28 protein-coding genes, 2 tRNA genes and 1 pseudogene are annotated in these 23,756 nt (G+C 35.6%); 20 read left to right on the top strand and 11 right to left on the bottom strand.

All coding sequences use genetic code 11. The features are described from left to right. Positions 1 to 46 precede the first annotated feature (46 nt). The gene (locus LBE40_RS03210) at positions 47 to 826 is read left to right on the top strand and encodes a hypothetical protein (protein ID WP_245256408.1); all 780 of its coding nucleotides are present in this window, start codon (positions 47 to 49) and stop codon (positions 824 to 826) included. An 8-nt stretch (positions 827 to 834) separates the two neighbouring features. Here LBE40_RS03210 and LBE40_RS03215 read toward each other — a convergent pair whose 3' ends face one another. Continuing rightward, on the bottom strand, positions 835 to 1,227 hold the full coding sequence (locus LBE40_RS03215; RefSeq protein ID WP_004859835.1) for a hypothetical protein: 393 nt from the start codon (positions 1,225 to 1,227) through the stop codon (positions 835 to 837). A gap of 72 nt (positions 1,228 to 1,299) precedes the next feature. Then, a complete protein-coding gene (locus LBE40_RS03220) occupies positions 1,300 to 1,587 on the bottom strand; it encodes a helix-turn-helix domain-containing protein (protein WP_004859837.1) in 288 nt (95 codons plus the stop codon). 87 nt (positions 1,588 to 1,674) lie between these two features. Between LBE40_RS03220 and LBE40_RS03225 the strand changes: the two genes are divergently transcribed. The 9 genes from LBE40_RS03225 to LBE40_RS03265 all read left to right on the top strand — a co-directional run bounded on the left by LBE40_RS03225 (position 1,675) and on the right by LBE40_RS03265 (position 6,622). Continuing rightward, positions 1,675 to 2,028 carry a helix-turn-helix domain-containing protein gene (locus LBE40_RS03225; protein ID WP_004859838.1) on the top strand — a complete coding sequence of 118 codons (354 nt, stop codon included), beginning with the start codon at positions 1,675 to 1,677 and terminating at the stop codon, positions 2,026 to 2,028. Positions 2,029 to 2,301: 273 nt separating this feature from the next. Beyond that, positions 2,302 to 2,676: a hypothetical protein gene (locus LBE40_RS03230; RefSeq protein ID WP_004859843.1), complete on the top strand. Its 375-nt coding sequence runs from the start codon at positions 2,302 to 2,304 to the stop codon at positions 2,674 to 2,676. Positions 2,677 to 2,747: 71 nt separating this feature from the next. Continuing rightward, positions 2,748 to 3,137 (top strand): Rha family transcriptional regulator, encoded by a 390-nt coding sequence (locus LBE40_RS03235; protein WP_004859845.1) that lies wholly within the window; start codon positions 2,748 to 2,750, stop codon positions 3,135 to 3,137. A 9-nt stretch (positions 3,138 to 3,146) separates the two neighbouring features. Further along, complete coding sequence (locus LBE40_RS03240; protein ID WP_004859848.1) at positions 3,147 to 3,905, top strand: phage antirepressor Ant; 759 nt, start codon at positions 3,147 to 3,149, stop codon at positions 3,903 to 3,905. Positions 3,906 to 3,920: 15 nt separating this feature from the next. Further along, on the top strand, positions 3,921 to 4,340 hold the full coding sequence (locus LBE40_RS03245; protein WP_004859849.1) for a hypothetical protein: 420 nt from the start codon (positions 3,921 to 3,923) through the stop codon (positions 4,338 to 4,340). After that, positions 4,337 to 4,867, top strand: coding sequence for a hypothetical protein (locus LBE40_RS03250; RefSeq protein ID WP_004859852.1), 531 nt, complete (start codon positions 4,337 to 4,339; stop codon positions 4,865 to 4,867). The genes LBE40_RS03245 and LBE40_RS03250 overlap by 4 nt, the downstream gene beginning before the upstream one ends. Before the next feature lie 74 nt (positions 4,868 to 4,941). After that, complete coding sequence (locus LBE40_RS03255; RefSeq protein ID WP_004859855.1) at positions 4,942 to 5,736, top strand: ERF family protein; 795 nt, start codon at positions 4,942 to 4,944, stop codon at positions 5,734 to 5,736. A gap of 1 nt (position 5,737) precedes the next feature. After that, complete coding sequence (locus LBE40_RS03260) at positions 5,738 to 6,361, top strand: lambda exonuclease family protein (RefSeq protein WP_004859856.1); 624 nt, start codon at positions 5,738 to 5,740, stop codon at positions 6,359 to 6,361. A 72-nt stretch (positions 6,362 to 6,433) separates the two neighbouring features. Beyond that, positions 6,434 to 6,622 carry a helix-turn-helix transcriptional regulator gene (locus LBE40_RS03265; RefSeq protein WP_004859858.1) on the top strand — a complete coding sequence of 63 codons (189 nt, stop codon included), beginning with the start codon at positions 6,434 to 6,436 and terminating at the stop codon, positions 6,620 to 6,622. Between the two features lie 114 nt (positions 6,623 to 6,736). Here the strand turns inward: LBE40_RS03265 and LBE40_RS03270 are convergent. After that, positions 6,737 to 6,812 (bottom strand) — tRNA-Thr (locus LBE40_RS03270). 411 nt (positions 6,813 to 7,223) lie between these two features. On the opposite strand from LBE40_RS03270, the gene LBE40_RS03275 reads away from it, so the two are divergent. Further along, positions 7,224 to 7,400, top strand: coding sequence for a SlyX family protein (locus LBE40_RS03275; protein ID WP_004859861.1), 177 nt, complete (start codon positions 7,224 to 7,226; stop codon positions 7,398 to 7,400). 297 nt (positions 7,401 to 7,697) lie between these two features. Here LBE40_RS03275 and LBE40_RS03280 read toward each other — a convergent pair whose 3' ends face one another. After that, the gene (locus LBE40_RS03280) at positions 7,698 to 8,030 is read right to left on the bottom strand and encodes a hypothetical protein (protein ID WP_004859862.1); all 333 of its coding nucleotides are present in this window, start codon (positions 8,028 to 8,030) and stop codon (positions 7,698 to 7,700) included. 181 nt (positions 8,031 to 8,211) lie between these two features. Between LBE40_RS03280 and LBE40_RS03285 the strand changes: the two genes are divergently transcribed. The 6 genes and pseudogenes from LBE40_RS03285 to LBE40_RS03310 all read left to right on the top strand — a co-directional run. Continuing rightward, positions 8,212 to 9,666, top strand: a complete 1,455-nt coding sequence (locus LBE40_RS03285; RefSeq protein ID WP_004859864.1) for an amino acid permease — start codon at positions 8,212 to 8,214, stop codon at positions 9,664 to 9,666. 12 nt (positions 9,667 to 9,678) lie between these two features. Next, a complete protein-coding gene (locus LBE40_RS03290) occupies positions 9,679 to 10,359 on the top strand; it encodes an energy-coupling factor ABC transporter ATP-binding protein (RefSeq protein ID WP_004859866.1) in 681 nt (226 codons plus the stop codon). After that, on the top strand, positions 10,356 to 11,009 hold the full coding sequence (locus tag LBE40_RS03295; RefSeq protein WP_040296990.1) for an energy-coupling factor transporter transmembrane component T family protein: 654 nt from the start codon (positions 10,356 to 10,358) through the stop codon (positions 11,007 to 11,009). Before LBE40_RS03290 ends, LBE40_RS03295 begins: the two co-directional genes overlap by 4 nt. After that, on the top strand, positions 11,009 to 11,563 hold the full coding sequence (locus LBE40_RS03300) for a biotin transporter BioY (protein WP_004859869.1): 555 nt from the start codon (positions 11,009 to 11,011) through the stop codon (positions 11,561 to 11,563). The genes LBE40_RS03295 and LBE40_RS03300 overlap by 1 nt, the downstream gene beginning before the upstream one ends. A 582-nt stretch (positions 11,564 to 12,145) precedes the next feature. Further along, positions 12,146 to 12,445 (top strand): hypothetical protein, encoded by a 300-nt coding sequence (locus LBE40_RS03305; protein ID WP_004859871.1) that lies wholly within the window; start codon positions 12,146 to 12,148, stop codon positions 12,443 to 12,445. A gap of 348 nt (positions 12,446 to 12,793) precedes the next feature. Next, positions 12,794 to 13,328, top strand: a pseudogene (locus LBE40_RS03310) (YqaJ viral recombinase family protein); the annotation flags it as partial. Between the two features lie 225 nt (positions 13,329 to 13,553). On the opposite strand, the gene LBE40_RS03315 reads toward LBE40_RS03310, so the two are convergent. The 4 genes from LBE40_RS03315 to LBE40_RS03330 form a co-directional block, all read right to left on the bottom strand. Continuing rightward, positions 13,554 to 13,629, bottom strand: a tRNA-Thr gene (locus LBE40_RS03315). Positions 13,630 to 14,063: 434 nt separating this feature from the next. Further along, positions 14,064 to 15,422 carry an acetyl-CoA carboxylase biotin carboxylase subunit gene (gene accC, locus LBE40_RS03320; RefSeq protein ID WP_004859874.1) on the bottom strand — a complete coding sequence of 453 codons (1,359 nt, stop codon included), beginning with the start codon at positions 15,420 to 15,422 and terminating at the stop codon, positions 14,064 to 14,066. Between the two features lie 14 nt (positions 15,423 to 15,436). Further along, on the bottom strand, positions 15,437 to 15,928 hold the full coding sequence (accB, locus tag LBE40_RS03325; RefSeq protein ID WP_004859876.1) for an acetyl-CoA carboxylase biotin carboxyl carrier protein: 492 nt from the start codon (positions 15,926 to 15,928) through the stop codon (positions 15,437 to 15,439). 254 nt (positions 15,929 to 16,182) lie between these two features. After that, on the bottom strand, positions 16,183 to 17,052 hold the full coding sequence (locus LBE40_RS03330) for a DsbA family protein (protein ID WP_004859878.1): 870 nt from the start codon (positions 17,050 to 17,052) through the stop codon (positions 16,183 to 16,185). 254 nt (positions 17,053 to 17,306) lie between these two features. Here LBE40_RS03330 and glpD point away from each other — a divergent pair, with 254 nt between their 5' ends. The 3 genes from glpD to cobT all read left to right on the top strand — a co-directional run bounded on the left by glpD (position 17,307) and on the right by cobT (position 21,657). Further along, positions 17,307 to 18,848 carry a glycerol-3-phosphate dehydrogenase gene (gene glpD, locus LBE40_RS03335; RefSeq protein ID WP_004859880.1) on the top strand — a complete coding sequence of 514 codons (1,542 nt, stop codon included), beginning with the start codon at positions 17,307 to 17,309 and terminating at the stop codon, positions 18,846 to 18,848. 425 nt (positions 18,849 to 19,273) lie between these two features. After that, positions 19,274 to 20,254, top strand: coding sequence for a tRNA dihydrouridine(20/20a) synthase DusA (gene dusA, locus LBE40_RS03340; RefSeq protein WP_004859882.1), 981 nt, complete (start codon positions 19,274 to 19,276; stop codon positions 20,252 to 20,254). 392 nt (positions 20,255 to 20,646) lie between these two features. Continuing rightward, a complete protein-coding gene (gene cobT / locus LBE40_RS03345; protein WP_004859884.1) occupies positions 20,647 to 21,657 on the top strand; it encodes a nicotinate-nucleotide--dimethylbenzimidazole phosphoribosyltransferase in 1,011 nt (336 codons plus the stop codon). A gap of 44 nt (positions 21,658 to 21,701) precedes the next feature. On the opposite strand, the gene LBE40_RS03350 is transcribed toward cobT, so the two are convergent. From LBE40_RS03350 to LBE40_RS03360, 3 genes are read right to left on the bottom strand one after another with little or no spacing between them, the layout of a single operon-like run. After that, positions 21,702 to 22,184: an Lrp/AsnC family transcriptional regulator gene (locus LBE40_RS03350; RefSeq protein WP_004859887.1), complete on the bottom strand. Its 483-nt coding sequence runs from the start codon at positions 22,182 to 22,184 to the stop codon at positions 21,702 to 21,704. Positions 22,185 to 22,204: 20 nt separating this feature from the next. Further along, complete coding sequence (locus tag LBE40_RS03355; protein WP_004859889.1) at positions 22,205 to 22,840, bottom strand: uracil-DNA glycosylase family protein; 636 nt, start codon at positions 22,838 to 22,840, stop codon at positions 22,205 to 22,207. A 30-nt stretch (positions 22,841 to 22,870) separates the two neighbouring features. After that, positions 22,871 to 23,422: a thermonuclease family protein gene (locus LBE40_RS03360; RefSeq protein WP_004859891.1), complete on the bottom strand. Its 552-nt coding sequence runs from the start codon at positions 23,420 to 23,422 to the stop codon at positions 22,871 to 22,873. Positions 23,423 to 23,756: the final 334 nt, after the last annotated feature.

Here is a 23,756-nt window from a genome sequence, read left to right on the forward strand (position 1 = left end):
TGTGAAAAAGTAACCTCCCAGCGATTCTAGAAAATTGGGGGGAGTTATGATGCAAGAATGGGTAGTTGATAAGGTTGTATTTTTATTGCACCGGATAAATGATAGTGCTGTATTTTTGCTGCACTGGATAAGTGATAATCTTACGATTGCTCCTATCATTGCTACGATAGTTACTGGAATGGTGACACTTTTTGTGCAACAACGAAGCTTAAAAAAACAACTTAAAATCTTCCAACGACAAACTATAGCATCAGAAACCCAGACAGCTATTCTATTAGAAGATAAAAAAGCACGGGATTTGGGACCATATTTGAAATTGAAGGCAGTATTCTTTCCACAAAAATATGAAGGCACTTCACGCGTTAGGGTGAAATTGTGCATTAAAAATCTTACTACAGAAGATATAATGATAAGGAATATACGCATATCGAAAAAAAGTCCCTTTAAGTTTGTTAAAAATGCTTGCCCTTTCGTTAGATGGCCATCTAAAACTTCAGGTGAACACCTCGTCATTAAAAGAACAACTCCAAAACTCATTGCTTTATGTCCCCAAAATATAAAATCAAATGCTTCATCAGAGTTCGCTTTGAATTTTTTTATTATACGTGCTAAATGCTACACTTTTTTAGATTTCATAATTAGCTGCCGTAAGCCTAATTCCCGCAACATTGCAAATTTTACACTTGACCACACTTCGATTGTTAACCCAGAGGAAACATTCACTGTTCATTTTTGGGCCTCATATCCACGCTCAAAAGATACATATGATGAATTTGGTCCTGAATATTCCTTTTTGGCTGATAATCCTCATTTGTGGTTTTTTTGATGCAAAAATTAAAAGCATTCTCCTGCAAAAATAAAATCGATCAATCTTGGTTCTTCTTTTTTGTTGATTAACTCAATGATTTTATTATTTAATTCATCAATAACTTTCATCTGTGAAGCTAACTTTAGCCTTTGGCTGTATAGCGTTTCATTTTTTTGCTTAATTAAAGAGGATAGGTTTTCAAGTGCTACTTGTTGTTCCTCAATTGACTTATCTCGCTCTGCAAGAGTGGCTTCATGCCATCTCATCCAATTATCAAATTTTGACTTATGCCATTCTTCTTGTTTCGCAAGAACTTTTGTATGAGTTCTATGTCGTTTTATAAGATCTTCTACGCTACAATCACGATCCGGTATCCGTCTAAATTCTTTCACCAATCTATCTCCATTCTCGATTTTCATATTGCAACCTATTAATCTGCAGGTCCGTGTGTAGAGTTTCTTCAATATTCCGTTTCTCATGATCTTTCTTCTTTAAGAGTGTGAAGGGTGCTGTTCATTCTTTTCTTCATATTGAAGCTTCGTCATTTCATTTTGTTCACATGGCTTCATGCAAACAGTGGAACCGTTGACAAAAGAAAGCGTTGGAGGAGATTGTTCATTCCATAACGCTTCGAGAAGATATGCAACGGCTCCTCTTGAAGGAACACCATATTTTTCCCAACGCCATACTGTTGACTTGTTGACGCCTAACCGTGCTGCCATTTCTTTCAGAGTTAAATTCAGATTTTTACGTAACTGTTTTACTGCTATTTTTCCCATAAAAAATAATATGCATTATGAGTACTTAAAAGTCAAGTCGAAATGCATACCGATTATATGCAATATGAATATATTAAGGAGATAAAAATGCTTAGTAACACGATAGACCAATCTGCTAGATTAATAAAAGCGCGTTTAGCGCGTGGTTTTAGAAGTGCTAAAGAAGCAGCTAGATATTTTGGCTGGAACTACTCTAGCTATATACAGCACGAACAAGGATTAAGAGGAATATCACGGGCATCTGCGAAATATGCAAAAGCATTTAGAATTAGTGAAGGATGGTTATTAACTGGAGAGGGAGAAGGCCCCTCCTTTCCAATTCCTGCCACAAAACAAACTGTTGATGAGCAAATTATTAATCTACTACAAAAAACAACTCAACCAGATAAAGAAACAATTCTTCACCTTTTAAATCGCCTGCATGCAGAAGAAAAAAAATAAAAGCTTTTTTTCTTTCATTACTAAATGTAGAAACCAGATGCATTATTTTGTTATCTAATTCTATATCATTTTTTATTGTTTTCATAACCATTCACCTTCCCCTTTCATGAGAATCGTCATTTAGAAAAAATCTTCTTACAAGATCTTTATACCGGTAAAAATAAAATACACATAATGCATATTTTATTGTTGACAAGTATGCATTATGCGTATTATATATATCTCATAAACCACGCACAAACAATCGCCAAGAGGCTTTAGGGAGGGGAAATTATGGATAAGCCAATTCTTATTAATTCTGATGAAATTTTATTAGTTGTCTACGGGGATGATCAACACATTGGAGAGTCAGGTCCACTTGATGAAAGCCAAGTTTTAGAGATTATTGATGAGGCAGATGATACCGTAAAAATCTTTCGTGTAAATCCTTCTGAGAAAAGTTGCGAAGATATCTCTGAAGAAATTGCAGAAGTATACGTACAAGAAAACGGCTGGTTTCTTGATCAAGATCGTTATGTTCATCCTTTTATACGCGAAAGTGATGCCTACGAAGGACTTTTAAATGATCTTTCAGACGAAAAATATAATGATGAGATGTTCGGTACCTATGAACAGCAACACCGCTTGCGCCTTTGTGATGTCATTTAAATGATTTAGAGCGCTTAAAACTAAGCGCTTCCTCTTCAATATTCTCCCATCAAATTAATATGAGGTTCATAATGTATAGTCTTATGAAATCTGAAAGCAATTTTCAAAACACAACAATTCCAACCATGTCTAGTCGTGAAATTGCAGAATTGTGTAGTAAACAACATAAACACGTTATGCGTGATATTCGTAAACTATTTAGCGAACTTAAAATCGACCCGAGTAATTTTGCTGGATTATACAAAGATTCAACAGGTCGTACTCTTCCTTGTTACCATCTTCCTAAACGTGAATCTCTTATTGTTATTTTAGGTTACAACACTGTATTGCGCGCAAAAATCATAGATTATTGGAAAAAATTAGAAGAGCAAGCAGCTAATCCTCAAATCGATTTTTCGAGCCCTGAAATACGAGCAGCTATCATGATGCATCTTAAAAATAAAATTAAACAGACTGCGTAGGAGTTCATCATGAACACTCTCATAGAGATTAAAGAACAAGCCATTGATCAGGAAATAGTTCAGACAGTAAATGCACGTGATCTGCATGCATTCTTAGAGGCAAAACGTGACTTTTCCAATTGGATTAAGGACCGTATTACCAGATACAATTTTATAGAAGGACAAGACTTTGTAAAAACACAAGATTTGCGGTCGCCAAATTTGGCGAGCGCAAAATCTAGGGCTGTTATCGCGATTAACTACTATCTCACACTCGATAGAGCCAAAGAACTTTCTATGCTTGAGAACAATCAGAAAGGGAGAGAAGCCCGTTTATACTTTATCGAATGTGAAAAGCGTGTAAAGCAAGCAGTGACAGCACAAATCGACTATTCAAGTCCAAAGGCTATGATTGGCTTTTTGAATTACCTACAAGGTCAAATAGATCAAAAAGACACCATCATTGAAGATTTAAAACCAAAGGCAATGGCACTTGAAAGCTTACAGCGTCATAATGGACTCTTCGGTCTTACAGAATCCGCTAAAATACTCGAGATGCAACCAAAGCAATTCATTCTCTTCTTACAGAAAAAAGGTTGGGTTTACAGACGAGCAGCAGGTGGAAATTTGCTTCCTTATCAAGACAAAATCCAAAAGAAACTGATGGATTGTCCAACCATCACACTTCAAACCGCAAATGGAATAGAAAAAGTCATTCCTTGCGCAAAAATCACAGCAAAAGGAATTGGTGTGTTGTCTCAAGAGATTAAAAAACAAAGCATGCATTAATTAAGGAATGCAATAATGGAAAAGAAATACGAATTTACTGATGAAACAATCGAAGTTGATGGAAAAACTCTTCACCGCATCCGTGCACTGAGAGACTTTTCTGATGTCGAGAAAGGTGATCTTGGCGGTTTTATAGAGCATGAAGGCAATTTATCTCATGAGGACTCTTGTTGGGTTTATCATAATGCCAAGGTTTATGGTAATGCACGGGTTTATGGGCATGCCTCGATTTATGATGGTGCAGAGATTTATGACAATGCTTTTGTTGGTGGTTATGTACTTGTGCACGATAATGCAAGGATTTACGGTGATGCTGGAATTTATGACAATGCAGAAGTGTATGGTGACGCAAAAGTTTACGGGGATGCGGTAGTTCATCTTGGTGCACAGGTTGGCGGCTATACCGCCATATCAACTGGAGAAAAGACCAGATGAAAAAATATGAACTTACTGATGAGACAGATGATTTTTTCGGAAAAACTCTTTACCGCATTCGCGCATTACGAGACTTTAGAAATATTAAAAAAGGTGACCTAGGCGGCTTTATAGCAAAAGAAGATAACTTAAGTCATGAGGGTGACTGTTGGGTTTGGCATGATGCCGCGGTTTGTGATAACGCTAAGGTTTTTGGTAATGCACAGATATTCGAAAAATCAATAATTAGAGATAATGCCAAGGTTTGTGGTAATGCTGGTGTTGAATACAATGCGCAAATCTTCGGCAATGCACAAATTTATGACAAAGCACATGTTTATGGTCTTGTTTATGATAATGCTCGTGTTTTTGGAAAAGCCGTTATATGTGAAAATGCACACATTTCTGGAGATATTAGAATTCAAGATAAAGTATATGTTTTCGATAATATAGATATTTCTGGTAATTTTGAAATTCGTGGAGAAACTTCAATCATCTCCAAAAGTGAATATTCAACAATCTATCCAAGCTACATAAGCCGTTTCTAACCACACAAACAACTTTTAAACACAAGCGTGATTCATGCCACGGGGGAATTGCGCTCAAATAGGAGGAAATCAAGATGAGTGAACAAAATAATAATCTAATAGAAATTGAAGAAACACATCATTTAGCCGTCAAGCCAACTGCTATGGAACGCATTTTAAACAGAGCCTTAGAAAATGACGTCGATATGGACCGTCTCGAGCGTCTCATTGCCTTACGAGAAAAAGAAATAGAACGACAAAACTACGAAAGATTTGCCAGTGATCTTTCGAATATGCAAATAGAATATCAAAAAATACAAAAAAACTCTACAAACACCCATACAAACAGCCAATATGCAACCCTTGACCAGTACATTGATGCTGTAAAGAAGACTCTTGCAAAACACCGCTTTGCTTTGTTTTCTCGTATCAAAGAACAGAGTTCAGACAATATAATTATAGAAATGACTTTGACGCATCCATCTGGGAATAAAATCTCAACAGAAGGAAAGTTCCCTTATGACACTAAAGGATGCAAATCAAATATACAATCGGTTGGTTCTGCCATCACATACGCACGCAGATATCTATTAGGTATGCTTCTTAATGTCGTGAGTGAAGATGATGATACGGATGGGAACACACCTATTAAAAAGGCTTTTCCACAACAGATCAATGAAATCAGAAGACTCGTAGTACAAACCCAAACAGAAGAAGAAAAAATACTTGCTTATGTCAACGTCAAAAAGCTTGACGATATGTCTGAAGGACAAGCACAAACGGTGTTACATCTTTTGAAAGATAAACAAAACAAGCAAAAGGTAGAAACAGATTCTACTATACAAGATGCCGATATAGCAACGCCACACGAACAGGGAACGGCGGTGTGAGATGGAACAAAGAACAGCAGAATGGTTTCAAGCACGCTTGGGTAAAGTCACCGCTTCTAATGTTTACAACGTAATCAGTAAGACAGCTAAAGGATTGCCTACAAACAAATATGAAGACTACAAAATCAAACTCATTACAGAGCGCCTAATAGAAGGAATAAGCCAATCTTATATAACACCAGCTATGCAATGGGGTATTGAACATGAGGATGATGCCTTGAAAGAATATGCATTCATTTATGATGCCGAGGTCACAAGGTGCGGGTTTATCCAACACCCCACAATAAAAATGGCAGGAGCAAGTCCTGATGGATTTGTTGGTGATGACGGTTTAGTTGAAGTTAAATGTCCACAATCGGCCACGCATTTGCGCTTCTTTATGGATGGCAAAATCAAACCTGAATATATCGCACAAATGCAATTCCAAATGGCATGTACAGGACGCAAATGGTGTCATTTCATTAGCTATAATCCAAACTTTGTAGGTAGATCTATTGGTTTGAGAATGAAAATCAAACGCGTCCACCGTGACGAGGAACACATTGAAGAGATTAATAAAGCGGTCGAAATCTTTTTAGGGGAAATAGAACAAGAGATGCAAAAGATTTTGACAAAAGCTGCTTAACACTATGGGGGTGCTCTCTCCTCCCAGCACCCCCGCCCATTTAATTAATATAAAAAAGAGAAAGGTAATGAGATGATATTTGATGATGGCGATAGATATGTAACGACACGTGAGTGTGCACAGCTTTTTAGTGTATCCACAACAACGATTCGCAATTGGGTGCTTCAGGGGTTGTTTCCGGAGCCATATAAGCTAGGAAGAGCAGTGAGGTGGAGAAAGAAAGAGATCTTAGCATTCACTCCAAAGAAAAATAAGGAGTAAATAGGAGTAAATTAGATAAAGTTGTATAAACCGTAAAGGGTGGTCTAAAAGGTGGTCTAAAAACAGTTCTTTAAAGAAAAAATCTATATATTTCAATACATTAAAAACAGAAAATGGTGCCGCATGCCGGATTCGAACCAGCGACCCCATCATTACGAATGATGTGCTCTACCAACTGAGCTAATGCGGCAAAACTTATCCATTAGGCAGACAAAAGTCATTGCGAGGGTAATAGCCAAAAGTATGTATAAAAGCAATATGCATTTTGTTCGATCATTGAAATAAGGGGAGGGTGAAGTGAGGAGGCTATTTTTGATGTTATAAAGCGCTGATAAGGTCTCTTTCAATTTGTGATCGCGTTTTAACTTTGGAGTGATACAAAAACGCATCTTTGCTATGGGAATTGGTTCAGATATTCTTATAAAAATAAAAGTATCTACGGTTTCTGTGGGAAAAAAATTGTTGGACAAGCAAAGAATAAAAATATCATTGGTCTTTATGAAGATAAGATCAGTAAAATTGGTAGAGAGACGACTTTTCATTTTTTTATGGGAATGGAAGTAAAAGAGTGGTTTGGTAAATGTAAGATGGAGTAAGAACTATGTCGGACGAAAATCGGTTAATAGAACTGGAAACGAAGCTAGCGTATCAAGAAAGACTCATTGAGGAACTTTCTTGTGTGGTAACTGATCAATGGAAAAGCTTGGATGAAATATCTAAAAAAATTAATATTTTAACGCAGAGATTTTCAAATTTAGAAGAACGGAGTTCCTCTTAAGAAGCTGTTGTATCGTCCTCTCATCAATAGAGCATTTAATGCTTTTATCGAATCTCTCAGATTTTTTCTTAGGCAAAATATGGATAAAATTTTAGTAGCTCGTTGGTTTTAATTGATGAAAGGAGCCTCTTTACCGTAATTGCTTACTATGATCTATAAGCTGGTGTATTATTCATAATCAGATTCTTTTAATTTGTTTTTATTAACCAAAAGGCTTTCAGCTATCTCTATAGTAGGATGAAGTTCTCTGGGATTTATATGTATGGCAGGATAGGCTTGAGAGGAATCCTCATAATATCAAATGTATTTTTTAGTATATGAGATTTTGGGAAAAGGCTTTTGTTTTGCACAATTCAAGAAACAAAATACTATTGCTAAAGCGCCAAAGATAGACCATGTTGGTAAATAAGTGAAAATAATGCAAGTTGAGGATAGAAAAGATGGTATGGTGTTGCGTATAGACTGGTTAAAACTATAGATATCTGTTTGCAGGAGATTTACCAATATTTTATTGAGGGGGATTGTTGTCCAATGTGATGTACTTACAGAGTGTGCGCTATCAATGACCGATACTATAATTGTCAGCGTAACAAAAATGAAAGCCATTAATTTAAGTAAAGGACGGAGCATATTTCTTCCTATCATTTTTGCATGATATTTGCGTAACGCATAGAAGAATAAGGAGTTGCATTATGAGAAGAAAAATAAGTTTATGTTTGTTTTTTATGATTTTTTTAAAAGATGCACAAAAATTATGGTTGGTTTTCTTGATAAAGATTTAGATTAAATTCAACAAGAGTAATAAGAGAAGATGCTTAAGGGCAAAAACGATGAATTGAAGCGTAGCCTTCAAAATCGCCATATTCAAATGATTGCTTTGGGTGGTGTTATTGGGACGGGTCTTTTTTATGGATCAACTGAGGCAATTCAATTAGCTGGTCCTTCAACCATTTTAGCTTATCTTTTTGGGGGGCTTATTATCTATTTTATTATGCGGATGCTTGGTGAAATGTCTGCAGAAGAACCGACTTCAGGTGCTTTTAGTTTTTTTGCATATAAATATTGGGGATGCTTTGCCGGTTTTATAACAGGCTGGAATTATTGGTTTCTTTATGTTCTTGTGAGCATGACTGAACTTACTGTGATTGGATTTTATCTTGATCATTGGATTTTGTTTGATCATTGGAAATCATCCGTCATTGTTCTTTTGGTTATGACGCTAATTAATTTGTTTAATGTGCGTTTTTATGGAGAATTTGAATTTGGTTGCGCTTTGATCAAAGTTGCTGCTGTTATTGGCATGATTGTTTTTGGGATTTTTCTCATTGTAACTGGAATGAATGGTAGTCAAGCGAGTATTCACTATTTTTGGAAACATGGCGGGTTTTTTCCGTATGGGGCAATAGGGGTTATTTTGGCTACTTCTGTAGTGATGTTTTCTTTTGGTGGGACAGAACTTGTTGGTATTGCTGCTGGAGAGGCAGCTAATCCACAAAAAACAATTCCAACGGCTATTCGTCAAGTTATGTGGAGGATTATAATTTTTTATATTGGTTCTATCAGCGTTATTATGATGATAAGCCCATGGAACATGATTGGGAAAAGTGGTAGTCCCTTTGTTACAATTTTTGAGACCGTAGGAATTCCTGCAGCAGGTCATATTTTAAATTTTGTGGTTATTATGGCTGCTATTTCGGTTTATAACAGCGGCATTTATTCCAATAGTCGTATGCTTTATAGTTTAGCTATACAAAAAAATGCACCACATATTTTTAGTAAACTTAATGCTGCTCGTGTTCCTTATGTTGCTATCCTTTTTTCTTCACTCTGTACCGCGATAATCGTCATCGTGAATTTTCTTATTCCTGATAATAGTTTTATGCGGATCATGGCTCTTGCAACAGCAGCAGCGGTTATAACTTGGGCTATTATTGTTATTGTTCATTTAAAATTTCGCAAAGCACATAAGGACAAAAAAGGATCGTTTACTTATGCGTTTGGTTTATATCCTTACGCCAATTATCTTTGCCTTTGCTTTCTTGCTTTATTATTTTGTATTATGTTCATAAGTGGCTTTGGACAAAATGGATTAATGGCTCAAATCTTTGCGATGATGGGAATCAGAGCGGCTTTTATTGAGCCATATATCCCAGTGCAGATGCCTGATATGAGTTTGGCAGTTATTATCATTCCTCTATGGTGCTTACTTTTGCTTTTAGGCTATAAACTCAGCGATAGTGGTAGACAAGGTAATAAAAGGGATTGATGGAAATAAATCTTGGGGATCATAAATTTTGATAAGGTGACACAAGTCTTTGGTGATTTGTGTGTTTTAAGAGATATTACTATACAGCTTACTGAAAGACGAATCGCAGTTATTGGTGCGAATGGTTCTGGAAAGAGTACATTTGTGCGTCTTATTAATGGATTGCAACTTCCATCAAACGGTTTTGTGAGTGTTGATGGGCTTGATACAAAACGCGATGTAAAAGCGGTAATGCGTAAAGTAGGATTTGTTTTCCAAAATCCTGATAATCAGATTGTATTGCCCTTAGTGGAAGAAGATTTATCTTTTGGTCTCAAAAATTTAAAACTTAGTAAGGATGAAATCAAGAAACGTGTGGATGAAATTTTACAGCGTTATGATCTTCAGTCCTTTAAAAATCATGCAGTTCATTTATTAAGTGGTGGACAAAAACAATTGATTGCTATTTCGAGTGTAGTAGCAATGAGACCAGACTATATTGTTTTTGATGAGCCCACAACATTACTTGATTTGCGAAATAAGCGTCGCGTTACACAAGTTATAGAAGAATTATCACAAACGGTAATTGTTGTATCACATGATTTGGAGTTTCTGAAAAAGTTTGATAGAATATTAGTTTTTGAGAAGGGGGAGATAGTTGTTGATGATGTGCCTTTTGTTGCAATCAAAGAATATATAAGAAGAATGTCGTGATTGGTTTATATCTTCCAAGGGACACGTTTATTCATAAGCTAAAACCAAGCATTAAGTTGTTATTTTTTGCAGTATGTGGAACAACTCTATTAATGGTCTCATCCATACCGTTTCTAGTATTTTTTTTATTGTTAGCAGCTTTATTTTATAAAGTTGCCAAAATTCCTTTTAGCACTGTGATAAAACAGCTTAAATCAATAGGCTTCTTTTTAGTCATTATATTTGTGTTTCAAGTTATTTTTGTTAATTGGCTTGAGGGTGTTGAAGTTGTGTTACGTCTTATTATCCTTTTTTCTTTATCATCACTTATTTCATTAACGACAAAAGTTTCAGATATGGTGGACTCAATTCAAGCAGGGCTTCAGCCTTTTCGTTGCTTTGGTATAAACCCATCAAAAGTGACTATGGTTATCTCTATGGCGATCAGGTTTATTCCTCTTTTGAGTGAAAAGTTTAATGAAGTGCGTGAAGCACAGCGAGCACGCGGACTTAATAGCAATATTGCAGCTCTTGCAATACCTTTAATTATAAAAACCATAAGAATGGCTTCAGAAGTTGCTGAAGCATTGGAGGCACGTTGTTATAATGTTGGTGCTGTTGATAAAGTATCTAACGATAAAAAAAATCCTCATAATGAAAGAATTATCTGATGAATACAAAAGATTTAACTTATATTGCCCTATTTGCGGCTATTTATGCTGTTTTGGGTCTTTTTCCTCCTATTTTTCTTCCTTTTCTTCTTGGAGTTCCTATTACAGCTCAATCTATGGGGCCGATGTTAGCAGGCTCTATACTCGGGGCGAAGAGGGGAGCTTTAGCATCGCTTCTTTTCCTTGTTCTTGTTGCGATTGGATTACCTCTCTTGCCTGGTGGTCGCGGTGGAATCAGTGTTTTTACAGGAGTTACGAGTGGTTATCTGATTAGTTTTCCATTTGCTGCATTTTTTATTGGTTTTATGGTTGAGCTATTTTGGTGTAGATTGAATTTTATAAAATTATTTGTAATAAACACGGTGGGCGGTATAGGAATTGTCTATGCTTTTGGCATACCGTGGATGGCTTATATTACTAAAATCTCTTTATTAAAAGCTTTAACAGTTTCATCAAGTTTTATGATTGGTGGATTTGTGAAAGTATTTATTGCATCTTTTATTGCACTTGCGATTAAAAAATCTGTTCCTCTCATTACGTCAAAAAAAGGTTAGTTTTTACTTTGAGTGAGGCTTTGTATTGTATACCTCTGAAGATAAAATAGGGAATGATAATATTATAATGCTCTCTGTTTTATTTGTTTGCTGCTTTAATGAAGGGAATATATATAATAAAAGATGCTTATATTATGTTATCTAATCAATTTTTTCTAAAATATTTATTATACAAGTCTATATATATCTTATTATTAAGAGCTATAAAATTAAAAATTATCATTAATAAGATATATTAATTTTATATATTCTTTATTGATAATTATATTATCGTTAAAATTTTATGCGGTATGATTTAATACAAATCGTTACAATTATTGTTCTTATGTTATAAAATTTTGTGTTTTTCTTATAAGAGAAATTAACAACTATCATTCTGAACGTATTTTATTAAAATAGTTTAATAATGATGTGATAGTTTATTTGTAATTGTATAGTATATAATATGTTTTAGATTAATAATTATATTTTTAATAAATTATAAAATATTTTTATTACTATATTAATAAAATATAGACACACGTAATGATGTTATGTTAAATTCGTTATGTTAATTCTCTTTAAGAAGGTAAGATTAAAATTATGAATATAAGATATCTTTTTGTTATATGTATTGTTGTTTTATGTTTTTCCTCTGTAGTACAAGCATGTGATCATACGGCCATTCAAGGGGAAAAGGCTGTTATTACTGCTTCTGCTACAGATTCGTTTTCTAGTAAACAGGTTGGTTCTTTATTGAATGAAGTTGTTATACCTGCTGCTCCAGGGACACATGGTATATTTTGGAAAAGTGTAGCATTAATGTTTCAGAAAGTGAAGCAAGTGTATGTTGCTTTAGGAGGATATTTATATGCTTCTATAACCTCTATATTTAATTGGTAAGGCGAGAGAGTATATTATTTTATCTTAGTTTTTGCAGTAAAATCATGAAATATAATTTACAGGATGGTGCGAAAGGATTTCGAAAAGAAATCCTCGTCCATTAGTTATAGGCAGTAGAGACAAATATGAAAATCTCATGCTTTTATTTACGCCACATCACTTTAAAAAATATTAATAAAAATAATAGGTTGTGTGTGATAAAAAGGGATGTAATGTCTCGAAACAACGAAGCTAAAACATGGAATACACTTATCCAGAAAAACTGGAATCTGATCTGGGTGATGGTTTTATAGTGACCTGTCCAGATGTACCAGAAGTAGTGACAGCCGGAGAAAATCGAGATGATTTAATGTTTACAGCGTTATCAGTAGGATAGCTAAAGAATTTCTTACAAGCAAATATAAAGACTACAAAATCAAACTCATTATAGAATATTTAACAGGCGAAATCATCCTCCTTTATGAAACCGAAGATATGCGTTTGGGCATTGAACATAAAGAAGGTGCGTTGAAAGAATAAGAGTTCATTTATGACACCTCTATAATCAGAAGTGGTTTTCTCCAACATCCCACAATGAAAATGGTTAGTCCCTGATAGATTCATTGGTGATGACGGTTTAGTTAATATCGAATGTCCACAATTAATCAATCATCTATATTTTTTATGAATGACAATATATAAGTCTGAATATATCGCGCAAATACAATTCCAAATGGTTTGTATAGAATTGCCAGTGGTATGATTTTGTAAGCTATGACTCGCGTTTACCAGTCAATCAATGCACTTGCGCATGAAAGTTAAATGCGTTCACCGTGATGATCAACAAATTGAACAGATCAATAAAGCTGTTACAGCATTTTTAACAGAAATGAACGAGACATGAAGTAGATCTTAAAAAATCTGCTTAAAATACCATGGGCCCGCGCTCTTCTTCCAGCGTCTCTATCCATTTACGTAATAAAAAAAGAGATCTTGGCATTTCCAGTAAAGGAAAATAGAGAGAAAATAAGAACAATTTAGGTAAAGTTTTGTAAGCCATAGCGGCTAATCTGAAAAACAGCTCTTTAAAGAAAAAATCTATATATTTTAATACGTTAAAGATAAAAAATGGTGCCCCCAGAGAGACTCGAACTCCCGACCCCCTGATTACAAATCAGGTGCTCTACCAACTGAGCTATAAGGGCATAATCATATAGTGAGTAGCACAAACTCATAAAAAGGAAAATAGAAAATTATCAGTTTTGGTGCATATTTTAACAAGCTTGTATCATAAGTTATAAAATAATTAGATTTTTTGTTTTTTTATCATCTTGAGATTTACGAAGTAATAAGCTGACGCTATCATGTTACTTGCTAGTTTCCAATGTTTCTGGCTCCTTTTGCATTAAGACGCTTCCTTAGAAGAATTTTTGCTCCTTTCTTAAACAATTTTTATTCATACGTTGATTCCTTTTGTGGTTGCAAGCGAATGATCTTTATTGATTTACCATAAAAAGCTTTGCAATGAGCGAATTTCCCTGTATCTGATACTTTTATTTAAGTTGATAAACGATTAATTATAAAATTAATGCATCATCCTGAATAAGCGTTGATGCAAGTTCACCATTTTGTTATTGGACTACGAATCTGAAGAAGTAGATTGATTAGAAAGATATTTTTCTAGCCAGTGAATATTATAATTACCCTCTGCAATATCTTGATTGTTAATGAGATCGCGAAAGAGGGGCAATGTGGTTTTTATTCCATCGACCACAAATTCATCTAAAGCACGTCGTAAGCGCATCATGCATTCTAAACGAGTACGCCCATGAACAATCAACTTTCCAATCATGCTATCATAATAAGGGGGGATACGGTAACCTGAATAAGCACCTGAATCAACACGAATTCCTAAACCTCCAGGCGTATGAAAGTGTGTAATAGTTCCTGGTGACGGCGTAAAGTTAATAGGATCTTCGGCATTGATACGACATTCAATAGCATGGCCAGAGAAGCAGACATCGTCTTGAGTAACGGAAAGTTTTTCGCCTGATGCAATATGAATTTGCTCATGAACTAAGTCTATACCTGTAATCGCTTCTGTTACAGGATGTTCGACTTGTAAACGCGTATTCATCTCAATGAAGTAGAATTCACCATTTTCATAAAGAAACTCAACGGTACCAGCACCACGATATTCAAGTTGTGCACAAGCATTTGCAACAATATCACCAATCTTTTTCCGTTCAGTTTCATTAAGAGCTGGTGATGTGGCTTCTTCCCATATTTTTTGATGACGTCGTTGAAGTGAACAATCACGTTCTCCTAAATGGATAGCATTCCCCACTCCATCACCTATCACTTGAATTTCAATATGACGCGGCTTTTCTAGATATTTTTCGATATAAACTGCATCATCGCCAAAAGCGGCTGCTGCCTCTGAACGAGTCGTTTTGAGAGCTATAGCAAACTCTTGTTCAGAATGGACGACTTTCATACCGCGTCCACCACCACCTGCAGAAGCCTTAATAATAACTGGATAACCAATTTCGCGAGCTGTGCGTAAAGCTTCAGCTTCTTCAGTGACAGCTCCATCTGAACCAGGGACTACAGGAATTCCAAGTTTTTTAGCGGTTTTTTTTGCTTCAATTTTATCGCCCATAGTTCGAATGTGCGCAGCTGTTGGGCCGATGAATGTAATATCATGTGCTTCGAGAACATCTGCAAATTTTGCATTCTCAGAAAGGAAGCCATAGCCCGGATGAACAGCATCAGCCCCTGTGATCTCACAAGCCGCAATAATTTGATGAATGCTTAAATAAGAATCGCGCGCTGGAGGAGGACCAATACAGACACTTTCGTCAGCAAGACGAACGTGCATTGCATCGGCATCAGCAGTGGAGTGAACGGCTACAGTTTTTATTCCAAGTTCTTTGCAGGCTCGCAGAACGCGAAGAGCAATTTCTCCCCGATTAGCAATGAGGATTTTTTGAATCATAGTAGCCCCTCGCTTTATTCAATAACAATAAGTGGTTCACCAAACTCAACAGGTTGACCATCTTTAACAAAAATAGAGGTCACTGTACCTGAGCGTGGTGATGGAATTTGATTCATCGTTTTCATTGCTTCAATGATAAGTAATGCTTGTCCTTCAGAAACATTTTGCCCTATTTCTACAAAAGGTTGTGCGCCTGGTGAAGGTGCAAGATAAACTGTTCCAACCATTGGAGATGTTATTGCGTTTTTTGATTTGTCTTCTTGTATAGCAGCTTCAGTTATTGAGGCAGAAGGAGGAGTTACGGCAACAGTAGAGGAGGAAACAGGAGCATAAATTGTTTGTTCAGGAATGGCTGAGGTATTTTGACGTGATACACAAATACGAAGTTCACCTTGTTCGAGTTCAATGTTTGTTAAATTGGTATCATTTAAAATTTCAGCAAGGTCACGGATAATTTTCGTGTCAATTGTGGTATGTTTTACCTTATCCATTTTTTTTGTTGTCATTTTATCACTAACTCCTTGATCAATGAAGATCGTCATTACTTAATTCTTATGACTGAATATCTCTGGACTACGGATGATCTTTTTTAAGGTTTCTGTTAAAAGTTCTTTACTTTTTTAGAATTATATTTTGCAATTTTAAACTAGTATCTGGTATGCGAGATTGCACTTATAAGGCTGTTATCAAAAAAGAGAAAGCATAAAATTATTTCATTTACGGGATTCTTCATAAAATTGAAAAGGTAAGGAAAAGATATTCATTGTATATTTTCTATGGCTTCTTTCAAAATATTTTGGTCCACGGCTCCGATAAATACTTTATCAGCAATAATATAAGAAGGTGTTCCCGTAATATTAAGTGTAGATGCAATTTGAATATTTTCTTTAAAAGAATTTTGGAGATTAGGATCTCTTATTGCATTGCGCAGTTTTTTCTCATCTGCTCCTAATGAAACTGCTATTTTTATAGCTTTAGCTTCATTTACGCGACTTTTACTCGTTAAAAGTGCTTTATGAAATTGAGGATATTTCTCTGGGAATTGTTTACGGAAAACATAGGCAACAGTATGCGCAGCCATAGAATCAGTGCCCAAAATTGGTAAATCTTTGATAATCACTCGGAGGTCTGGGTGTTCTTTTATTAAGTTTTCTATGTACGAATAGGAGATCTTACAATAGCCACAATTGTAATCAAAAAAGTCAACAAGTACCTTTTTCCCATTTGGGTTTCCTAAAAAAGCATCATGAGGAGATTGAAAAATTTCTTTTTTCAATAAGTTGATGATTGAAGCTTGTTTTTTGGCTTTTTGCTCGCTTTTCTTTTCCAATTTTTCTTCGAGGCTAAGCTGCATTTCTATCATGATCTCTGGATGAGTAAGCAAATAATCTCTTATAATTTTTCGAATATCGTGATCATCAATACGCGGTGTGATCTTTTCTTTGAGCTTGGATAAAAAATTAGGATCTTCCAAAAGCTGTGTTTTCAGGCTCTCTGCGTTTACATAACTTACTGTTTTCTCGCTTGATGTTGCGTTCGATGAAGATGAGCAGATTAAAATACTCAATATAATTGTTGCTGACAATTTTGCAATGAACGTTATCTTTGAGGATTGAGGCTTATGGGTCATTTATACGGCTTCTTACTTCTATTTTTCACTGTCATGTTGAGCAGACTATATGAGATCTATTGCTTACGCGCAATAAAGCATTTTACTATAGTGTAAATTTAGTAATTTATTGAGAAAACATCAATTTTTTCTCTTAGAAGATTTTATATTGTGCATATTTGTTGTGGATAAAACTCGTTAGTAATCCAATTAACGGCATTTGTCTTGACTTTTTACTGTTGTTTTATTGAGCACGGTGGAACAAATTAAATTGAATGATGAAAAGTAAAATTATGAAAACCACAACGCATTATGATCTGTTTATTATTGGTGGAGGAATAAACGGGAGTGGATTGGCGAGAGATGCAGCTGGACGCGGGTTTAAAGTAGGACTGGCGGAGATGAATGATTTGGCTTCAGGGACATCAAGTGCATCAACAAAGCTTATTCATGGCGGTCTTCGTTATCTTGAACACTATGAATTCAGATTGGTTCGAGAAGCGTTAAAAGAACGCGAAATCATTTGGCGTATGGCTCCCCACATTGTGCGTCCTTTGCGTTTTCTTCTCCCTTATCATAAAAATTTGCGTCCTGCTTGGATGTTACGTTTTGGACTTTTCATTTATGATTATCTAGGGAATTGGAATCAAAAACTGTGGCGCAGTAAAACAGTTAATTTTTCAAAAAATTTTTGCTCTACACTTAAGGAAGAGTATCGTATAGGTTTTGAATATTCTGATGCAAGAGTAGATGATGCGCGTCTAGTCATTGCTAATGCGCGTGACGCAGAAAAGCAGGGCGCCGATATAAAAGTGCGGACAGAAGTGCTCTCCTTAAAGAAAGAAGAAAAAAAATGGCTTATAATTCTTCGAAATAGATTAAGCGGTAAAGAATATAGTGTTAGTGCTTCTTATGTTGCGAATATGACGGGTCCTTGGATTAATCATATTTTGGCAGACGTATTAAACTGTCAAGATAAAGAGAATCCGCCTGTGCGACTTGTCAGGGGATCTCATATTCTGGTTCCCAAGCTTTATACCCATGATCGTGCTTATATTTTTCAAAACGGTGATGGGCGTATTATATTTTCTATTCCGTATCAAGAAGAATTTACATTGCTTGGAACGACCGATTGTGATTATCAGGGTGATCCTGCTGATGTTCATATTACGGATACAGAGATTGATTATATCTGTACAGCAGCGAGTGAATATTTCATACAACCTGTATTGCGTGAGAATATTGTCTGGACTTACTCTGGTGTTCGTCCGCTCTATGATGATGGAGCTTCAAAAGCACAAGAAATCACACGTGACTACATTCTGAAAGAAATGGGGTCAGAAGGTCTACCACGGATTCTTAATCTTTATGGTGGTAAAATTACAACGTATCGCAAGTTGGCTGAAGATGCAATGAAATTTGTTGAAGAAGCGCTTGGAACAAAGGGAGCGCCATGGACAGCAAATTCAACGCTTCCTGGAGGTGATTTTCCGTATAATGGGCTAGATACGATTGAAAATAAAATCGCTCTTTTGATTCCAGATTTAGATGTTTTTACATACCGCAGACTTGCACGGTCTTATGGTTCGGAGGCGCTGGTGATATTTGCAAATGGTAAGGCGAATAAAGGAAAAGATTTTGGACATGGACTCTATGAAGTAGAGGTCAAATGGTTAATGGAAAAAGAATGGGCTAAAACATGTGAAGATGTATTATGGCGCCGTTCAAAACTTGGACTTCTATTTAATGATAAAGAGATTGGCGTTCTTTCTGCTTATATGCAAAGTCAAAAAGAGAGCAAACAAGATTTGTTATAATTTGGCTTTGCGATAGCCATCTTATTATGGCATCTATTCGCACAATAAGTTGAAAATACTGAAGGGAGATAAGCCATAATGATGAGAATTATATATAATGCTTTTTTATTGTTTATCAGACACAGCAATATTTTAGATATTGGATAACGCAGATATAATCTTTAAAGACTCATATGAGAGAAAAGGCATTCAAATAAAAACATTTCTATATATCCGGAAGTCGTTCGGTTAGAAACGGTATATTGCTTTTTTCTTTTGATTTTAGCAAAATTTTGGTCAATTAAAGAAGACAATAGGATAGAGAGTGTATTTCTACACCTTTAAGTGGTGGTAAAGAGAATAAAGTTTTCTATGGAGTAGAAAAAGTGGTGGCTTTGTATAGACGAATAGGGCGCATTTAATAGAGATGAGAGAGTAAACTTTTTATGATACTTTATGGTTCTCCATCATCAGTAAAATTTGCAGTAGCACCAATGTTGGGCTGGACAGACAAGCATTGCAGGTTTTTTTATCGTCTTTTAACAAAAAAGGCACTCCTTTATACAGAAATGATTGTAGCCGATGCTGTAATCCATGGTGTTCGTAAACAATTGTTGGCTTTGAACTATACAGAACATCCAATTGCGTTGCAATTAGGGGGAGCAGATCCCCAAAAACTGGCAGAGGCGGCACGAATTGCTGAAGGATTTGGTTATGACGAAATAAATCTCAATGTTGGTTGTCCATCAAATCGTGTTCAAGCGGGTGTATTTGGTGCTTGTTTGATGTTACATCCTGACATTGTAGCAAATGCTGTGGAAGCGATGAAAGAAGTCGTTACTATACCTGTCACTGTCAAATGTCGTGTTGGTGTGGATGAGCAGGATGAAGAATTAACTTTAGATCTTTTTGCTGATCAAGTTTGGAATGCTGGTTGTGATGCATTCTGGGTTCATGCACGCAAAGCATGGTTAAAAGGATTAAGTCCGAAAGAAAATCGTAATATTCCTCCACTTAATTATGAAAGAGTTTATAAATTAAAACGTAAATATTCTCATAAATTCATTGGGATAAATGGTGGAATTAAATTTATTAATGAAATAAAAGAGCATTTAATTTTGTGTGATGCTACTATGGTTGGTCGACAAGTGTATCATGATCCAACTTTGTTAAAGCATATTGATTTTGAAATATATGGTGAACCGCAGAGTGAACTGAGTGATAGTGAGCTTATTGAGGTCATGTGTGATTATGCTGCTCGGCATATTGCATTAGGAGGGCGGCTTTCTCATGTAACGCGTCATATGATTGGTTTATTTCATGGTCGAGACGGGGCACGTCGATGGCGGCAAATATTATCAAATGATGCAATAAAAGCTAATGCGGGCGTGCACGTTTTGAAAGAAGCTTTTTCTGCTCTCATGTAACAACAGTTTACAGATTAATCCATGTTAGAGCTTAGATTCCTTAAAGCTTTACTTTTTTACGTGGATTGTGAACAAACAAGTTTCGTAAATTTCAGAAAGTCATTATCTTTGTTATGGAGGAAATGTTGGTAGCACATGTTAAACAGTATGTGGATCAATATTCTTCAATATAGAAAAATTAAGAATGTAATATAAAAATATAGTATAAGATATTGATAATATTTGTAATATGTAAATTATTAAAACAGTTATTTTGTTAGAAAATAGAATACAAAGATAATTCTCTCATAACATTTAACTTTAAAATGCTGCTTAAAAACCAACAAATTATTCATATCCTGTATATATGAAAAGATTCTCATTCAAGATTGTAGATTTGAAAAGGTAACTTCATGACCGTTAGTCCATTTGATGATTTTCGTGCTTTACTCACAAATTTACCTATTGCTGATGCATTTTCTATAACTTTGGCAAAAAAAAGGCAAGAAAAATTAACGAACGCTCGAGGAGCGCTAGGAAAATTAGGAGATATTGCGGTTTGGTATGCAGGATGGAGAGGAACAGAAAAACCGCTTGTAATGCGCCCCTTGGTTGCGATTTTTTCTGGGAATCATGGGATTACAGAAGAAAATGTTACACCGTTACCACAATCTATGACACAAAAGATGGTACAAAATTTTGCAGTTGGTGGTGCTGCTATTAATCAAATATGCATAGCTTATGATCTTGGACTGAAGATATTTGATTTAGCACTGGAATATCCAACAATGAATATTACCAAAGATGCAGCAATGGACGAGCGTAGTGCAGCTGCTACTATGGCGTTTGGAATGGAATCCATTGCTGGTGGAACGGATCTCTTGTGTATAGGTGAATTGGGTATTGGAAACACAACGATAGCTTCAGCTTTGTGTTTAGCATTGTTTGGTGGAGAAGTTGAGGAATGGACAGGAAGTGGTGATATGGGATCTGAAGGGGAGTTTCATCAACGTAAAATAGCAGCGGTCAAGACAGCTATTTCTTTACATAAGAAGCATTTTAAAGATCCTTTTGAAATAATGCGCCGTCTAGGAGGGCGTGAAATTGCTGCTATGGTTGGTGCCATTTTAGCGGCAAGGATGGAAAAAGTACCAGTTATTTTAGATGGTTTTGTAGCAACAGCAGCAGCAGCAGTACTGTATAAAATAAATCCAAGAACTCTTGATCATGCTCTTGTTGGACATGTTTCCTCTGAGTCAGTACATCGTAAACTTTTAAAAAAAATTGGCAAAGAACCGCTTTTAGATCTAGGGATGCGTCTTGGCGAAGGGACAGGTGCGGCTTTGGCGGCTGGTATTGTCAAGGCTGCTGTTTTGGCACATACACAAATGGCAGTTGTGGAAAAAGAATGCTCGATTGCCTAAAGGGTGATAAGGTCTTTAAAGATTGAAGTAAGCCTTTAAGAGTTTTATTCGTTGGTTTTTTCGTGTAATTTTATATAATCGAGCGGAAGTTCCGTTGTGTATTTAATCTGTTCCATTGCAAAAGAGGATGAGACGTCGCGGATATCAATCTTAGCAATTAATTTCTTATAAAAAAGATCATAAGCTTCAATATTGGGAACAACAACACGTAATAAATAGTCAATATCTCCACTCATTCGATAAAATTCAATCACTTCACGAAATTCCTGTACAATTTTAGAAAAACGCTTAAACCATTCATGGCTGTGTGTGTTTGTACGAATAGACACAAAAACAGTAACGTGTGCATTTACTTTTTCTGGAGAAAGAACAGCAACACGACGTTGAATAACACCATCTTCTTCAAGTTTTTGAATTCTGCGCCAGCAAGGAGTGGTTGAAAGACCAACTTTTTTAGCGATATCAGCGACAGAGAGGGTCGCATTTTCTTGCAAAAGGTGTAGAATTTTTCGATCAAGACGATCCATATTTTTTCTCAATATTCAGTTTATAAAAATTTGCGCACTAAACTGCGCAGGTACACGATAAGCTCATCGTTAAACCAAGAGTTTTTCTGTAACCAAGAAGTGTTCCGCCATGATGGATGAGGTAAAGGCATGACATTATAGCCTCGAGGTTGACGTATGGAAAGAATATTTCTCCAATCACTGACGGTTTCTGAAACAGTTTTATATTTTAACTCTGTAATATGCCACTTTTGTGCATAATGTCCAATAGCAAGGACAAGTTTTATTTGTGGCATAGCCTGAAAGACCTTATCATGCCATATTTCATGACATTCACGCCTTGGTGGTAAATCAGATTTATTTTGATCATAGCCTGGAAAACAAAATCCCATAGGAATAATAGCAAAGAGAGATCTGTTATAAAATTCCTCTTTTGTTACGTTAAGCCAATTACGCAATCTTTCGCCAGAGCGATCATTAAAAGGAATAGAACTTTCATGTACACGTAGACCTGGTGCTTGCCCTGCGATTGCAATCAAAGCTGTATCAGATAAATAAGCAACAGGTTTTGGTTCGTGAGGAAGAGGAGGAAGATAATATGGTTGTTGGGTACAAATGCGACAAGAATAAATTCTCTTTTCAAGTTCGATAATTTGGCTAGAGTGAGCTTGATTCATTGGAAAATAGGAGATCAAAGAAATTTTTTCTTATTCTATTCGAGGATGTGCTCTTCGCCATTCTCTCGGTCGTTGAAAATTTGATTGCCATATTCCTTTTTTTCTCTCTTTCGCTTCTTGTTCTTCTTTAGGATAAGCATTGTAACTTACTGCCCAACCATTACGTACAAGCGTTGCGTTGATATTGCTGACTTGTTTTGTTTTACATGTTGCAAGAACACGGTGATATTTATCTTTTTTGTGCCAATGACATATGACAGGATGGTTTGCTATGAGTTTTTCTAAATATTTTTTTGCTTCAAGTCCACAGGGATATTGTGCGTCGTTGTTCCCACAAAATTGTTGGAGTTCGGGAGCATCAATTCCTTCAAGCCGGATTACGACAGAAGAAATCATGATTGAATCGCCATCAATAACAAATGCATGACCTTCGAGTGATGTTTTAGAAGAAAAGCTTGCTTTTTGAGGGAGTACATATTTAAAGTAAATTATCATAATGATGATAGCAGCAATAAGAATGCTAAAACCTATAATCTTTAGGTTAAGGTTTCTTAGATTAAAATGGGAAAACTTCTTTTTCATGAAATAAAAAACTACTACTATATATATGTTTTATTTAGTGAAAATCACTTACTAATTGTTGTAAAAAAATTCTATTCCTTTGATAAAAACATCCTCTCATTCTCATGAGAAAATTTTGTTATAGTTCATGTGTTTTGCATTTTAGTTACCTATCAAAATAGATCAAATACAATATTACGACAAGACTTATGACTATGACGCAAATAGGCAACCAAAAAATAAATCAACCCATTTAATTTCGTACAAGGCATAGGAATTAGAGATCCACCATTTTTTTAACTTAAATAACAAAAAACTCTCCACAAAAAATAATTTTGAAGAGTAATAAAACCGC

The sequence above is a fragment of the Bartonella taylorii genome (assembly GCF_023920105.1).
In the GTDB taxonomy this organism is placed as follows: Bacteria; Pseudomonadota; Alphaproteobacteria; order Rhizobiales; family Rhizobiaceae; genus Bartonella; species Bartonella taylorii.